Consider the following 15,020-nt stretch of genomic DNA (forward strand, 5'->3'; position numbering starts at 1 on the left):
GTCGCCGCCAGACAGCCGGGCCCGGGGGACCTCCGTCGAGCCGCCCGGCGGCTCGGTCGGCGCGCGGATCGCCTCCCGGCCGGTTGCGGCTAGGTAGGGTGTCATGGCCGATCATGAGGATCACGCGGCGTCGGAGGGAGGTGTGACTGAAGTGGTGCCGGTGCCCACTGGGTTACGCCCCAGCGCCGTCGTGGGCGCGCGGCTGCCCGCGCTCGCCGACCAGGTCGGCGCGGTCCCGGCCGACGGCCCAGGTCAGGGCACCGCCGTGCCCGACGTGACCATCACCGGCGTGACGCTGCGCGCCCAGGACGTGCGGCCCGGTGACCTGTTCGCCGCGCTGCCCGGTCTGACGACCCACGGGGCCCGCTACGCCGGCGATGCGATCGAACGCGGCGCGGCCGCCGTGCTCACCGACCCCGCCGGGGTCGCCGAGATGACCGCGACCGGCGCCCCGACCGCGCCGACGCTGGTGCACCCCGACCCCCGCGGCGTGCTCGGCGGCCTGGCCGCCACGGTGTACGGGCGCCCGTCCGAGCGGGTGGCCGTCATCGGCATCACCGGCACCTCCGGCAAGACCACCACCACCTACCTGGTCGAGTCCGGTCTGCGCGCCGCCGACCGCAGGGCCGGGCTGATCGGCACCATCGGCATTCGCATCGACGGCGCCGACATCCCCAGCGCGCTCACCACTCCGGAGGCCCCCGCGCTGCAGGCGATGCTGGCGGCGATGGCCGAACAGGGCGTGGACACCGTCGTCATGGAGGTCTCCAGCCACGCGCTGGCGTTGGGCCGGGTGGACGGCACCGGCTTCGCGGTCGGCGGTTTCACCAACCTTTCCCGCGATCATCTCGACTTTCACCCGACCATGGAACACTACTTCGATACCAAAGCCCTGCTGTTCGAACCGAATTCGCCGCTGCGGGCGCGCCGCGTCGTGGTGTGCATCGACGACGATGCCGGGCGGGCAATGGCGGCTCGGGCCCGAGATGCGATCACCGTCAGCGCCGAGGGCCGGCCCGCGAATTGGCGCGCCGTCGACGTGGCCCCGATGGGCGCCGCGGGACAACAGTTCACCGTTATCGACCCCGCCGGCGCTGCGCATCAGGTCGGGGTCCCCCTACCCGGGCACTACAACGTCGCCAATTGCCTTCTGGCGCTGGCCCTTCTCGACGCGGTGGGGGTGTCGCCCGAGCGGGCGGCGCCGGGACTGCGGCAGACCCGCGTGCCGGGACGCATGGAAGAGATCGACGCCGGGCAAGACTTCCTGGCGCTGGTCGACTACGCCCACAAGCCGGGCGCCCTGCGCGCGGTGCTGACCACGCTGGCGCGTCCCGGCCGCCGCGTGGCGGTGGTGTTCGGCGCCGGCGGCGAGCGCGATCCAGGCAAGCGGGGGCCGATGGGCGCGACGGCCGCCGAGCTGGCCGACCTGGTCGTCGTCACCGACGATAATCCGCGCGGCGAGGACCCGGCGTCGATTCGCCGCGAAATCCTGGCCGGTGCCATCGAAAGTGGTTGCGCGGCAGAGGTTGTCGAGGTCGCCGACCGGCGCGACGCGATCCGGCACGCCGTCGCCTGGGCCGGCGCCGGTGACGTGGTGCTGATCGCCGGCAAGGGCCACGAAACCGGGCAGCGCACCGGCGACGTGGTCCGCCCGTTCGACGACCGCGTCGAGTTGGCGCAGGCGCTGCAGGATCGCGCATGATCGACCTGACCGTCGCGCAGATCGCCGAGATCGTCGGCGGCACTTTGTCCGACATCTCGCGGCAGGACGCCGCGGAACTGCACGTCACCGGAACCGTCGAATTCGACTCGCGCGCCGTCAAGCCCGGTGGGCTGTTCCTGGCCCTGCCGGGCGCGCGCTCGGACGGGCACGACCACGCGGCCTCGGCCGTGGCGGGCGGCGCGGTCGTGGTGCTGGCCGCGCGGCCGGTCGGGGTTCCCGCCATCGTCGTCGCACCCGAGGGCGCTTCGGAATCGCGGGCCGGGGTGCTCGAGCACGACCCGGACGGCTCGGGGGCCGCGGTGCTGGCCGCGCTGGCCAGGCTGGCCCAAGCGGTGGCCGCAGAACTGGTGGCCGGCGGGCTGACCATCGTCGGCATCACCGGATCGTCGGGGAAGACGTCGACCAAGGACCTGGTGGCCGCCGTGCTGGCGCCGCTGGGCGAGGTGGTGGCCCCGCCCGGGTCGTTCAACAACGAGCTGGGGCATCCGTGGACGGTGCTGCGGGCGACGGCCGACACCGACTACCTGGTCCTCGAGATGTCGGCCCGGCATCCCGGCAACATCGCCGCGCTTGCCGGCATCGCCACACCGTCCATCGGAGTGGTGCTCAACGTCGGCACCGCGCACCTGGGCGAATTCGGCTCGCGCGAAGCCATCGCCCAAACGAAATCCGAACTGCCGCAATCTGTTCCGCCGTCCGGCGTGGTGATCTTGAACGCCGACGATACGGCCGTGGCGGCCATGGCGAACGTGACCGCGGCCCGGGTTGTCCGGGTCGGCCGAGCCGAGCGCACCACCGCGGGCCCCAGCGACCTGTGGGCCGGGCCGGTGTCGCTCGACGAGCTGGCCAGGCCGCGATTCACGCTGCACCGGCGCGAGGCGTCCGGGGTGACGCAGGTGCAGGTGCAACTCGGCGTCTACGGCGATCACCAGGTGAGCAACGCGCTGTGCGCGGCCGCGGTCGCGCTGGAATGCGGCGCCGGCCTCGAACAGGTGGCGGCCGCGCTCGCCGGGACCGGGCCGGTCTCGCGGCACCGCATGCAGGTCACCACCCGGGCCGACGGGGTTACCGTGATCGACGATGCCTACAACGCCAACCCCGATTCGATGCGGGCCGGGTTGCAGGCGCTGGCCTGGATCGCTCACGGCGGGGGCGCGGGCGGCGGGCACAGCCCCGCCGAAAAGCGCAGGAGCTGGGCGGTGCTCGGCGAGATGGCTGAGCTGGGTGAGGACGCCATAGCCGAGCACGATCGCATTGGCCGGCTGGCCGTGCGCTTAGATGTGTCTCGACTCGTTGTCGTGGGAAGTGGGAGGTCGATGAGCGCCATGCACCACGGAGCGGTCATGGAGGGTTCCTGGGGCGCAGCCGACAAGGGGGCCGTCAACGTCGCCGACAGCGATGCCGCCCTGGCGTTACTGCGGGCCGAGCTGCAACCCGGCGATGTCGTGCTGGTCAAGGCGTCGAACTCCGCCGGGCTCGGTGCGCTGGCCGACGCGCTTGCCGCAGAAAACTCGGAAGGCGCTGCGGGCGGGACGCGCGCATGAGGCAGATCCTGATCGCCGTCGCCGTCGCGCTGACCATATCGATCCTGCTGACCCCGGCGCTGATCCGGTTGTTCACGCGGCAGGGCTTCGGCCACCACACCCGCGAGGACGGCCCACCCACCCACCACGCCAAACGGGGCACGCCTTCGATGGGCGGCGTGGCCATCCTGGCCGGCATCTGGGCGGGTTACCTGGGCACGCACCTGGCCGGGATGGCCTTCGACGGCGAGGGCGTCACCGTCTCGGGACTATTGGTGCTGGGCCTGGCCACCGTGCTCGGCGGCGTCGGATTCCTCGACGACATGATCAAGATCCGCAGGTCGCGCAACCTCGGCTTGAACAAGACGGCCAAGACCATCGGGCAGGTCGCCGCCGCGGTGCTGTTCGGCGTGCTGGCGCTGCGGTTCCACAACAACAACGGCCTGACACCGGGCAGCGCGGACCTGTCCTACGTGCGCGAGATCGCCACCGTCACACTGGCTCCGGGCCTGTTCGTGTTGTTCTGCGTGGTCGTCGTCAGCGCCTGGTCCAACGCGGTCAACTTCACTGACGGCCTGGACGGGCTGGCCGCCGGGAGCATGGCGATGGTCACCGCCGCCTACGTGTTGATCACCTTCTGGCAGTACCGCAACGCCTGCGTCACCGCCCCCGGGCTGGGGTGCTACAACGTGCGCGACCCGCTGGACCTGGCGCTGGTCGCGGCCGCCACCGCGGGCGCCTGCATCGGGTTTTTGTGGTGGAACGCCGCGCCCGCCAAGATCTTCATGGGCGACACCGGATCCCTGGCCCTGGGCGGCATCATCGCGGGCCTCTCGGTCACCAGCCGCACCGAGATCCTCGCCGTGGTGCTGGGTTCGTTGTTTGTCGCCGAGGTCAGCTCGGTTGTGTTGCAGATCTTGACTTTTCGCACCACCGGGCGCCGGGTGTTCCGGATGGCGCCCTTTCACCACCATTTCGAACTGGCCGGCTGGGCAGAGACCACGGTCATCATCCGCTTCTGGCTGCTCACCGCGATCGCCTGCGGCCTGGGCGTGGCCCTTTTCTACGGTGAGTGGCTGGGCGCGATAGGTGCCTGATGAGCGGTCTTGAGGCCCCGCTGGAACCCCTGGCGCCCGGAGCGCCGGTGCTGGTGGCCGGCGGCGGGGTGACGGGCAAAGCGGTGCTGGCGGCGCTGACGAGATTCGGCGCGACACCGACGCTGTGCGACGACGACCCGGCCCGGCTGCGCGGCTACGCCGACGCGGGGGTGGCGACCGCGTCCACCTCGACGGTCATCGACGAGATCTCCCGGTACGCGCTGGTCGTCACCAGTCCCGGCTTCGCGCCGAGCACGCCGCTGCTGGTCGCCGCAGCGACGGCCGGGGTGCCGATCTGGGGTGACGTGGAGCTTGCCTGGCGACTTGACGCCGCCGGCCACTACGGGCCACCGCGGCGCTGGCTGGTGGTGACCGGGACCAACGGCAAGACGACCACCACGTCGATGCTGCACGCCATGCTCACTGCAGGCGGCCGGCGCAGCCTGCTGTGCGGCAACATCGGTGACCCGGTGCTCGACGTCCTGGAGCAACCCGCCGAGCTGCTGGCCGTCGAGCTGTCCAGCTTCCAATTGCATTGGGCGCCTTCGCTGCAGCCGGAGGCCGGTGCGGTGCTCAACATCGCCGAAGACCACCTGGACTGGCACGGCAGCCTGGGCGCCTACGCCGCGGCGAAGGCGCGGGTGCTCGATGGCCGGGTCGCAGTGGTGGGCCTGGACGACGCCCGGGCGGCGGCGCTGTTGAATACCGCGCGGGCGCCGGTGCGGGTCGGCTTCCGGCTGGGCGAACCGGCGGCGGGGGAGCTGGGCGTGCGCGACGGCCACCTGGTTGACCGCGCGTTCGCCGACGACCTGGCCCTGCTGCCGGTCGAGTCCATCCCGGTGCCGGGCCCGGTCGGGGTGCTCGACGCCCTGGCCGCCGCGGCGCTGGCGCGCTGCGTCGACGTGCCGGCCGAAGCGATCGCGGCCGCGATCGTCTCCTTCCGGGTGGGCCGGCACCGGGCCGAAGTCGTGGCCGTCGCCGACGGCATCACCTACGTCGACGACTCCAAGGCCACCAACCCCCACGCCGCCGAGGCGTCCGTGCTGGCCTACCCCCGCGTCGTCTGGATCGCCGGCGGCCTGCTGAAGGGTGCGTCGGTCGATGCCGAGGTCGCCCGGTTGGCGTCGCGGCTGGTCGGGGCGGTGCTCATCGGCCGAGATCGGCAAGAGGTTGCAGAGGCGTTATCGCGACACGCGCCGGATGTCCCCGTCCTGCAGGTTGTGACAGGCGAGGATGCTGGTATGGATGCGACTGCTGTGGTTCTTGGGGCAGATGTGACAGAAGTGAAACAAACGGGTGACAATCTGGGCTCGGCGGTGATGAACGCGGCGGTGGCCGCGGCGCGTAGCGTGGCGCAGCCCGGTGACACCGTCCTGCTGGCACCGGCGGGCGCATCGTTCGACCAATTCGCGGGTTACGCCGACCGTGGCGACACATTCGCGGCCGCCGTCCGCGCGGCGCTCCGGTAGGGCGGGCGTGGGTAACGCACTGACCCGGCTGCTGGGCCGGGGGAAAGACAACACCGAAACCGCCACGGCCGAGCGGGGACCGGCCGACGACGCCGACGACACCTCCGAAGCCAAGGCCGAGCAGGAAGCCAAGGCCGAGAAGAAGGCCGACAAGAAGGCCGACAAGCCGCAAAAGGCCAAGAAGGACAAGGCCGCCGCCGGCGAGGGCGGTTCGCACGGCCGGTTCGGCGCCTGGCTGGGCCGGCCCATGACGTCGTTTCACCTAGTCATCGCCGTCGCCGGGTTGCTGACCACGCTCGGGCTGATCATGGTGCTATCGGCGTCGGGCGTGCGGTCCTACGACGCCGACGGATCGGCCTGGGTGATCTTCGGCAAGCAGGTGCTGTGGACCGTGATCGGGCTCATCGCCTGCTACGCCTCGTTGCGGATGTCGGTGCGGTTCATCCGCCGCGTCGCGTTCACCGGCTACGTCGTCACGGTCATCCTGCTGGTGCTGGTGCTCGTTCCCGGTATCGGCAACCTGGCCAACGGATCTCGTAAGTGGTTCGTGATCGCGGGCTTTTCGATGCAGCCCTCCGAGCTGGCCAAGATCGCCTTTGCCATCTGGGGCGCGCACATGCTGGCCGCCCGTCGCCTGGAGCGGGCGAGCCTGCGCGAACTGCTGATTCCGCTGGTGCCGGCGGCGGTGATCGCGCTGGCGCTGATCGTGGCGCAGCCCGACCTGGGGCAGACGGTGTCGCTGGGCATCATCCTGCTGGCCCTGCTTTGGTATGCGGGCCTGCCGCTGCGTGTGTTCGTCACCTCGTTGCTGGCCGTCTTCGTCGCCGGCGCGGTCCTGGCCATGTCGGCCGGCTACCGGTCGGAACGGGTGCGGTCCTGGATCAACCCCGAAAACGACCCGCAGGACACCGGCTACCAGGCCCGGCAGGCTAAATTCGCGCTGGCGCACGGCGGGATCTTCGGTGACGGCCTGGGCCAGGGCGTCGCCAAATGGAACTACCTGCCCAATGCGCACAACGACTTCATCTTCGCGATCATCGGCGAGGAGCTCGGATTCATCGGTGCCTTCGCGCTGCTGGTGCTGTTCGGGCTGTTCGCCTACACCGGGATGCGGATCGCCCGCCGCTCGGCCGACCCGTTCCTGCGGCTGCTGACCGCCACCACGACCATGTGGGTGCTGGGCCAGGCTTTCATCAACATCGGCTACGTCATCGGCATCCTCCCGGTCACCGGTATTCAGCTGCCGCTCATTTCCGCCGGTGGGACATCAACCGCCGCAACGCTTTTCATGATAGGAATCATGGCGAACGCGGCTCGCCACGAACCCGAGGCGGTGGCCGCGCTGCGGGCCGGCCGCGACGACAAGGTGAACCGGATACTGCGGCTGCCGCCGCCCGAGCCCTACTCGCCGACGCGCCTGGAGGCTTTCCGCGATCGCAAGCGTGCCCGCCCGAAGTCGGCAGAGCCGCCGCGCAAGGGCGCCGGGGCGCCGGGGCGCAAGGCCCCCCGCAAGGCCTCCCAGAAGGCCGAAGCACCGCTGCGGCCGGCGCTACCGCGAACGGGCGGGCGGCCCGCTCGCCAGACTGGGGGTACCGCTCGATCACGGGCGAGGCATCATGGATCTGGCCAGCGCCGCGTCAGCCAGGCGGCCGGCCAGCGTCAGCCACGACGCGCTCGCGCATTGGAAGGTCAGCGTTACGGGTGAACGACACGGTCAACAAGCCGACCGGCGGGCGGGGGGTAAACCCTTCGCCCGCCGGTGCCGCGTTGTCGTCTTTTAAGCCACTGTCGGTGGTGCTCGCCGGCGGGGGGACCGCCGGTCACGTCGAGCCGGCGATGGCCGTCGCCGACGCGCTGAGCGCCCTCGATCCACAGGTCAGGATCACCGCGCTGGGCACCACCCGGGGGCTGGAGACCCGGCTGGTGCCCGAGCGCGGCTATGACCTCGAGCTGATCACGCCGGTGCCGCTGCCGCGCAAACCCAGCGGCGACCTGGCCCGGCTGCCCTCGCGGGTGTGGCGGGCCGTCCGGGAAACCCGTGCCGTGCTCAGGGCGGTCGACGCCGACGTGGTGATCGGTTTCGGCGGATACGTGGCGCTGCCGGCCTATCTGGCCGCCCGCGGCCTGCCCTTTGCGGCCGCGCGCCGCTCCCGGGTCCCCGTGGTGATCCACGAGGCCAATGCCAGCGCCGGACTGGCCAACCGGGTGGGCGCGCGCACGGCCGAGCGGGTGCTATCCGCGGTGGCCGACTGCGGGCTGCCGCGCGCCGAGGTGGTCGGCGTGCCGGTGCGCGAGACCATCACGTCGCTGGACCGCGCGGCGCTGCGCGACGAGGCGCGCCGCTTCTTCGGTTTCGCCGACGACGCCCGGGTGTTGCTGGTGTTCGGGGGCTCGCAGGGCGCGGCCTCGCTGAACCGGGCCGTCTCGGGGGCGGCCGCCGGGCTGGCCGCCGCCGGCGTGGCCGTCCTGCACGCACATGGCCCCAAGAACACGCTCGACCTGCCAGAGCCCCGGCCGGGCGACCCGCCGTACGTGGCGGTGCCCTACCTCGACCGGATGGACCTGGCCTATTCGGCCGCCGACCTGGTGATCTGCCGCTCGGGTGCGATGACGGTCGCCGAGGTTTCGGCGGTGGGCCTGCCGGCCATCTACGTGCCGCTGCCGATCGGCAACGGCGAGCAGCGGCTCAACGCGCTGCCGGTGGTCAACGCCGGCGGCGGCATGATCGTCGCCGACGCCGACCTGACGCCCGAGCTGGTGGCCCGGGAAGCGGCCGGACTGGTGGGCGATCCGCCGCGCCTGGCGGCCATGACCACCGCCGCCGCGCGGGTGGGACATCCCGACGCGGCGCGTCAGGTCGCCCAGGCGGCGCTGGACGTCGCCAGGAAGGCGCAGCCCGGCCGCACGAGTGCCCGGTGGACCAGGGAAACCTCGTGAACACCGAGCAGCTGCCGCCTGAACTGCAGCGGGTGCACATGGTCGGCATCGGGGGAGCCGGCATGTCGGGCGTCGCCCGCATCCTGCTCGACCGCGGCGGGCTGGTGTCCGGCTCGGATGCCAAGGAGTCCCGCGGCATTCACGCGCTGCGGGCCCGGGGCGCGCAGATCAACATCGGGCACGACGCGTCCTCGCTGGATCTGCTGCCCGGCGGCGCCACCGCGGTCATCACCACGCATGCCGCCATCCCGAAGACGAACCCCGAGCTCGTCGAGGCCCGGCGGCGCGGCATCCCGGTGATCCTGCGGCCCGCCGTGCTGGCCAAGCTGATGGACGGCCGCACCACGCTGATGGTCACCGGCACGCACGGCAAGACGACGACGACGTCGATGTTGATCGTCGCGCTGCAGCATTGCGGGCGCGACCCGTCGTTCGCGGTCGGCGGCGAGATGGGCGAGGCCGGCACCAACGCGCACCACGGCAGCGGCGACTGCTTCGTCGCGGAGGCCGACGAAAGCGACGGCTCGCTGCTGGAGTACACGCCCAACGTCGCCGTGGTCACCAACATCGAGACCGATCACCTGGACTTCTACGGCAGCGCCGACGCCTATGTCGCGGTGTTCGACGCGTTCGTGGAGCGGCTGGCTCCCGGCGGGGCGCTGGTGGTGTGTGTCGATGACCGGGGGGCCGAGGCGCTGGCACGGCGGACGGCGGAGCTGGGCATCCGGGTGCTGCGCTACGGATCCGTGGCGCCGGACGGGTCCCCGCGCGCCGGCGACGAACTGGCCGCGACGTTGTTGGCGTGGCAACAGCAGGGCACCGAGGCCGTCGCGCAGATCCGGCTGGCCCCCGAACTGGATCCGGAGCAGCACCCGCGGGTGATGCGGTTGTCGGTGCCCGGCCGGCATATGGCGCTCAACGCGATGGGCGCGCTGCTGGCGGCGATCGAGATCGGCGCCCCTATCGATGCGGTCCTGGACGGCCTGGCCGGCTTCGAGGGCGTGCGCCGCCGGTTCGAACTGGTCGGCAGCGCGGCCACGGTGCGGGTGTTCGACGACTACGCCCACCACCCCACGGAGATCGTCGCGACGCTGGCGGCGGTCCGAACCTTGCTCGAGCAGAGCGGTGACGGCCGCAGCATTGCGGTGTTCCAGCCCCATTTGTATTCGCGGACAAAGGCTTTCGCCGAGGAGTTCGGGCAGGCCCTGGACGCGGCGGACGAGGTCTTCGTTCTCGACGTCTACGGCGCCCGCGAACAACCGCTGGCCGGTGTCAGCGGGGCCAGCGTCGCCGAGCACGTCAGCGTGCCGGTGCGCTATCTCCCACACTTCGCCGCGGCCGCCGAGCAGGTGGCGGCCGCTGCCGGGCCCGGCGACGTCATCGTCACCATGGGAGCCGGCGACGTGACCCTGCTGGGGCCCGAGATCGTCACGGCGCTGCGGGTGCGCGCCAATCGCGGCGCCCCCGGGGCGTTGCGATGACGGAGCCGGGCGACCCCGTCCCGGCCGAGGCCGTCGGCGAACCGGCGGAGGGTCCGACTGCCCGCGACGCTGACGACGAGGCCGGCGACAACGCGGTCACCGAACCGCTCGCCACCGGAACGGGCGGGGTCCGGCCGGGGGCCGACGCGGGCGACGGTCAGGAGCCCGACCAGGCCGAGGTCGAGGGGCCCCGCAGGCGCGCCCGCCGGGAGCGGGCCGAGCGCCGCGCCGCGCAGGCCCGCGCCACCGCCATCGAAGAGGCCCGCCGCGAGGCGAAGCGCCGGGCCAGCGGACGGCTGGTCAACGAGCCCAAACCCGTTGCGCGGGGCGTGGTTCGGGGGCTGAAGATGCTGCTGGCGACGGTCCTGCTGGTGATCGTCGGAATCGGGCTGGCATTGATCCTCTATTTCACCCCGGCGATGTCGGCCCGCAATATTGTCGTCGTCGGCACCGGGGTGGTGACCCGGGAAGAGGTCCTGGACGCGGCCCGGGTACGGGTCGGAACGCCGCTGCTGCAGATCAACACCAACCAGGTCGCCGACCGGGTGGCGGCGATCCGGCGAGTGGCCAGCGCGCGGGTGCAGCGCCAGTATCCGTCGGCGCTGCGGATCACCATCGTCGAGCGAATCCCGGTGGCGGTCAAGGACTTTCCCGACGGTCCGCATCTTTTCGACCGCGACGGCGTGGACTTCGCGACCGGGCCGCCGCCGCCGGCGCTGCCGTACCTCGACGTGGCCGACCCCGGACCGAACGACCCGGCGACCAAGGCCGCCCTGCAGGTGCTGACCGCGCTGCGTCCCGAGGTCGAGGGCCAGGTCGGCCGCATCGCCGCCCCCTCGGTGGCCTCGATCACGCTGACGCTCGGCGACGGCCGGGTGGTGATCTGGGGGACCACCGACCGCACCGACGAGAAGGCCGAGAAGCTGGCCGCGCTGCTGACCCAGCCCGGCAAGACCTACGACGTCTCCAGCCCGGACCTGCCGACGGTCAAGTAGCGATCTTCATCACGTCGCGCCGCGCGATGCGCCGTGAACAGCGCGCACGCCGCCTGACGCGGGAAAATTGCCGCAAAATTTGCGGGACGCGTGTCGGCGCGCCTGCGGGGTTCGGGCGCGCCATACCCATACCGTTCTGGTTGCGCGGAACTACTTGACATAACTCTAACTCTATGGTTGAGGTTGAGGGTTTGCCAGGGAGGCCCGCGAACGTCCGGAGGAGCCCACCACCGGGAGAGCTGAGCCAAGCCCATCAGGGAGGAAGACGAATGATGACCCCCCCGCATAACTACCTGGCCGTCATCAAGGTCGTGGGTATCGGTGGCGGCGGCGTCAACGCCGTCAACCGGATGATCGAACAAGGCCTCAAAGGCGTGGAGTTCATCGCGATCAACACCGACGCGCAGGCGCTGTTGATGAGTGATGCCGACGTCAAACTCGACGTCGGGCGCGATTCCACGCGTGGCCTGGGAGCCGGGGCGGACCCGGAGGTCGGCCGCAAGGCCGCCGAGGACGCCAAGGACGAGATCGAGGAGCTGCTCCGCGGCGCGGACATGGTGTTCGTCACCGCCGGTGAGGGTGGCGGGACCGGCACCGGCGGCGCGCCCGTCGTCGCCAGCATCGCACGCAAGCTGGGGGCGCTGACCGTCGGCGTGGTCACCCGGCCGTTCTCGTTCGAGGGCAAGCGGCGCGGCAACCAGGCCGAGACCGGCATCTCATCGCTGCGCGAGAGCTGCGACACCCTGATCGTGATCCCCAATGACCGGCTGCTGCAGATGGGCGACGCCGCGGTATCGCTGATGGACGCCTTCCGCAGCGCCGACGAGGTGCTGCTCAATGGTGTGCAGGGCATCACCGACCTGATCACCACCCCCGGCCTGATCAACGTGGACTTCGCCGACGTCAAGGGCATCATGTCCGGCGCGGGCACGGCCCTGATGGGTATCGGTTCGGCCCGCGGCGAGGGCCGCTCACTCAAGGCCGCCGAGATCGCCATCAACTCGCCGCTGCTGGAAGCCTCGATGGAGGGCGCGCACGGCGTGCTGATGTCGATCGCCGGCGGCAGCGACCTGGGCCTGTTCGAGATCAACGAGGCGGCCTCGCTGGTGCAGGACGCCGCCCACCAGGACGCCAACATCATCTTCGGCACCGTGATCGACGACTCGCTTGGCGACGAGGTGCGTGTCACCGTCATCGCCGCGGGCTTCGACGCAGCGGGCGCCGGCCGCAAACCCGTTGTCGGCGGAAGTGCCGATAAGGAGGAGAAGACCGGCGGTGCACACCGGATCGAGTCGGCGAAGGCGGGCAAGCTCACCTCGACGTTGTTCGAACCGGTCGACGCGGTGAGCGTGCCGGTTCACACCAACGGCTCGACCTTGAATATTGGCGGCGATGACGATGACGTCGACGTGCCGCCGTTTATGCGCCGCTGAGAACATGCCCGTGACCCTGGATCCCCGACCGCGACCGTCGGGGCCGCCTCGCCGACAGGGGAATCCGGATACTGGTCACGTGAGCGTTCGCATCCGGCGGGTGACCACCACCCGCGCCGGTGGTGTCTCGAAGCCGCCGTTCGACACCTTCAACCTGGGTGACCACGTCGGCGACGACCCGGCGGCGGTCGCCGAGAACCGGGCCCGGCTGGCCGCCACCATCGGCCTGCGCGCCGGCCGCGTGGTGTGGATGAACCAGGTGCACGGTGTCCGGGTCGAGGTGGTCGACGGGGCACGCGACACCGCGCTCGACGAAACCGACGCGCTGGTGACCCGTACCGCGCGTCTCGCCCTGGCGGTGGTCACCGCCGACTGCGTCCCCGTGCTGATGGCCGATGCGCGCGCCGGCGTGGCCGCGGCGGTGCACGCCGGCCGGGTCGGCGCCCAGCGCGGGGTGGTGACCCGCACGGTGGAGAAGATGCTGGAGCTCGGCGCGCGGGCCGAAGACATTTCGGTGTTGTTGGGCCCGGCGGTCAGCGGCCGCAATTACGAAGTGCCCGCGGCCATGGCCGACGAGGTCGAGGCGGCGCTGCCGGGCAGCCGGACCACCACCGCCGCGGGAACTCCCGGACTCGACCTTCGGGCTGGAATCGCCTGTCAGCTAACGGATTTGGGCGTGAAGGCAATCGACATCGATCCGCGATGCACGGTGGACGACGCGGCGCTGTTCAGTCATCGTCGGGATGCGCCGACCGGCCGGCTGGCCTCACTGGTCTGGATGGAGTGACCGCGATGGCGGTAGAGATGCCTGCCGGGGGAGACCGCGAATCGGAATTGACGCACGCATTGGCGTCGGTGCGCTCGCGCCTTGCGGCGGCGGCGGAAGCGGCGGGGCGCAATGTCGGCGAAATCGAAGTTCTGCCGATTACCAAATACTTCCCAGCAACCGATGTTGTGACTTTGTCCCGATTGGGTTGTCGCGTCATCGGCGAATCGCGGGATCAGGAAGCGACGGCGAAAGTGGCCGAAGTCACCCGATTGCTGGCGGCGTCCGGGCGCGCGGATGTGGGAAATCCGCGCTGGCACATGGTGGGTCATATTCAGCGGAATAAGGCCCGATCGGTGGCGCGCTGGGCGCACACCGCGCACTCGGTCGACAGCGCGCACCTGGTGTCCGCGCTCGACAAGGGTGTGGCGGCGGCGCTGAACGACGGTCGGCGCACCGCCCCGATGCGGATCTACGTTCAGGTCAGCCTCGACGGCGACGAGTCGCGCGGCGGCGTCGACGTATCCCGGCCGGGTGCCGTCGACCAGGTGTGCGACCAGGTCGAGGACTCCAAGAACCTGGACCTGGTCGGGCTGATGGGGATTCCGCCACTGGACTCGGACCCAGATGAGGCCTTTGACCGGCTCCGATCCGAGCATCGCCGGATTCTCGAGTCGCATCGCAACGCCGTCGGGCTGTCCGCCGGCATGTCCAACGACTTCGAAATTGCCGTCAAACACGGTTCGACATGTGTGCGTGTCGGTACCGCGTTAATGGGGCCGCGGCGGTTACCGTCACCGTAAGTAGTCACTGCAGTAACAGCTTTATCACTAACACCAGTACTCCCAGGGGCTAGAAGGGTCAACGCAATGAGCACACTGCACAAAGTCAAGGCCTATTTCGGTATGGCCCCAATGGACGACTACGAGGACGAGTATTACGACGACCACGCCCCGTCCCGTGGTTTTCCGCCGCGCCCGCGATTTGACGACGCATACGGTCGCTACGAGCAAGACGACTACGACGACCCGCGCCGCGAGCCCGCCGACTACCCGCCGCCGGCCGGCTACCGCGGCGGCTACGGCGACGAGCCCCGCTACGGCGCCGTCCACCCCCGCGAGTTCGACCGCGGCGAGCGTGGCGGCCCGCGTTTCGGCTCGTGGTTGCGCAACTCCACCCGCGGAGCGCTGGCGATGGACCCACGCCGGATGGCGATGATGTTCGAAGAGGGCCACCCGCTGTCGAAGATCACCACGCTGCGGCCCAAGGACTACAGCGAGGCCCGCACCATCGGCGAGCGCTTCCGCGACGGCACCCCGGTGATCATGGACCTGGTGTCGATGGACAACGCCGACGCCAAGCGGCTCGTCGACTTCGCGGCCGGCCTGGCCTTCGCGCTGCGCGGCTCCTTCGACAAGGTCGCGACCAAGGTTTTCCTGTTGTCGCCCGCCGACGTGGACGTGTCCCCGGAGGAGCGCCGCCGGATCGCCGAAACCGGTTTCTACGCTTACCAATAGGCGCACCCGCCGCCCGCTTCCCGGCGGGCGGCTCGGATCGTCGCTCGGATCGTCGATGGGTCCCGGGGCGACGTGAGAC

11 protein-coding genes and 1 pseudogene are annotated in these 15,020 nt (G+C 70.9%); all 12 read left to right on the forward strand.

Going from position 1 to position 15,020, the window contains the following annotated elements; all coding sequences use genetic code 11:
* Positions 1 to 113 precede the first annotated feature (113 nt).
* The 12 genes and pseudogenes from A5760_RS02355 (at position 114) to A5760_RS02410 (ending at position 14,941) form a co-directional block, all read left to right on the forward strand.
* Positions 114 to 1,702 (forward strand): annotated as a pseudogene (locus A5760_RS02355) (UDP-N-acetylmuramoyl-L-alanyl-D-glutamate--2,6-diaminopimelate ligase).
* Positions 1,699 to 3,267 carry a UDP-N-acetylmuramoyl-tripeptide--D-alanyl-D-alanine ligase gene (locus tag A5760_RS02360; RefSeq protein WP_064877504.1) on the forward strand — a complete coding sequence of 523 codons (1,569 nt, stop codon included), beginning with the start codon at positions 1,699 to 1,701 and terminating at the stop codon, positions 3,265 to 3,267. Before A5760_RS02355 ends, A5760_RS02360 begins: the two are co-directional and overlap by 4 nt.
* Positions 3,264 to 4,343 (forward strand): phospho-N-acetylmuramoyl-pentapeptide-transferase, encoded by a 1,080-nt coding sequence (gene mraY, locus A5760_RS02365; RefSeq protein WP_064877505.1) that lies wholly within the window; start codon positions 3,264 to 3,266, stop codon positions 4,341 to 4,343. The genes A5760_RS02360 and mraY overlap by 4 nt, the downstream gene beginning before the upstream one ends.
* Positions 4,343 to 5,812, forward strand: coding sequence for a UDP-N-acetylmuramoyl-L-alanine--D-glutamate ligase (murD, locus tag A5760_RS02370; RefSeq protein ID WP_064877506.1), 1,470 nt, complete (start codon positions 4,343 to 4,345; stop codon positions 5,810 to 5,812). Before mraY ends, murD begins: the two co-directional genes overlap by 1 nt.
* A 7-nt stretch (positions 5,813 to 5,819) precedes the next feature.
* Positions 5,820 to 7,517: a putative lipid II flippase FtsW gene (gene ftsW, locus A5760_RS02375; RefSeq protein ID WP_064877537.1), complete on the forward strand. Its 1,698-nt coding sequence runs from the start codon at positions 5,820 to 5,822 to the stop codon at positions 7,515 to 7,517.
* Positions 7,514 to 8,749 carry an undecaprenyldiphospho-muramoylpentapeptide beta-N-acetylglucosaminyltransferase gene (murG, locus tag A5760_RS02380; RefSeq protein ID WP_064877507.1) on the forward strand — a complete coding sequence of 412 codons (1,236 nt, stop codon included), beginning with the start codon at positions 7,514 to 7,516 and terminating at the stop codon, positions 8,747 to 8,749. Before ftsW ends, murG begins: the two co-directional genes overlap by 4 nt.
* Complete coding sequence (gene murC, locus A5760_RS02385) at positions 8,746 to 10,230, forward strand: UDP-N-acetylmuramate--L-alanine ligase (RefSeq protein ID WP_064877538.1); 1,485 nt, start codon at positions 8,746 to 8,748, stop codon at positions 10,228 to 10,230. The genes murG and murC overlap by 4 nt, the downstream gene beginning before the upstream one ends.
* Positions 10,227 to 11,225, forward strand: a complete 999-nt coding sequence (locus A5760_RS02390) for a cell division protein FtsQ/DivIB (RefSeq protein WP_064877508.1) — start codon at positions 10,227 to 10,229, stop codon at positions 11,223 to 11,225. Before murC ends, A5760_RS02390 begins: the two co-directional genes overlap by 4 nt.
* A 272-nt stretch (positions 11,226 to 11,497) precedes the next feature.
* Complete coding sequence (gene ftsZ, locus A5760_RS02395; protein WP_064877539.1) at positions 11,498 to 12,658, forward strand: cell division protein FtsZ; 1,161 nt, start codon at positions 11,498 to 11,500, stop codon at positions 12,656 to 12,658.
* Positions 12,659 to 12,737: 79 nt separating this feature from the next.
* Positions 12,738 to 13,445 carry a peptidoglycan editing factor PgeF gene (gene pgeF, locus A5760_RS02400; protein WP_064877509.1) on the forward strand — a complete coding sequence of 236 codons (708 nt, stop codon included), beginning with the start codon at positions 12,738 to 12,740 and terminating at the stop codon, positions 13,443 to 13,445.
* Positions 13,446 to 13,450: 5 nt separating this feature from the next.
* On the forward strand, positions 13,451 to 14,227 hold the full coding sequence (locus tag A5760_RS02405; protein ID WP_064877540.1) for a YggS family pyridoxal phosphate-dependent enzyme: 777 nt from the start codon (positions 13,451 to 13,453) through the stop codon (positions 14,225 to 14,227).
* 66 nt (positions 14,228 to 14,293) lie between these two features.
* Entirely contained in the window at positions 14,294 to 14,941 is a 648-nt protein-coding gene (locus A5760_RS02410; protein ID WP_064877510.1) for a cell division protein SepF, read from the forward strand.
* Positions 14,942 to 15,020: the final 79 nt, after the last annotated feature.

This window comes from Mycobacterium colombiense (assembly GCF_001665835.1).
Lineage (GTDB): Bacteria > Actinomycetota > Actinomycetes > Mycobacteriales > Mycobacteriaceae > Mycobacterium > Mycobacterium colombiense_A.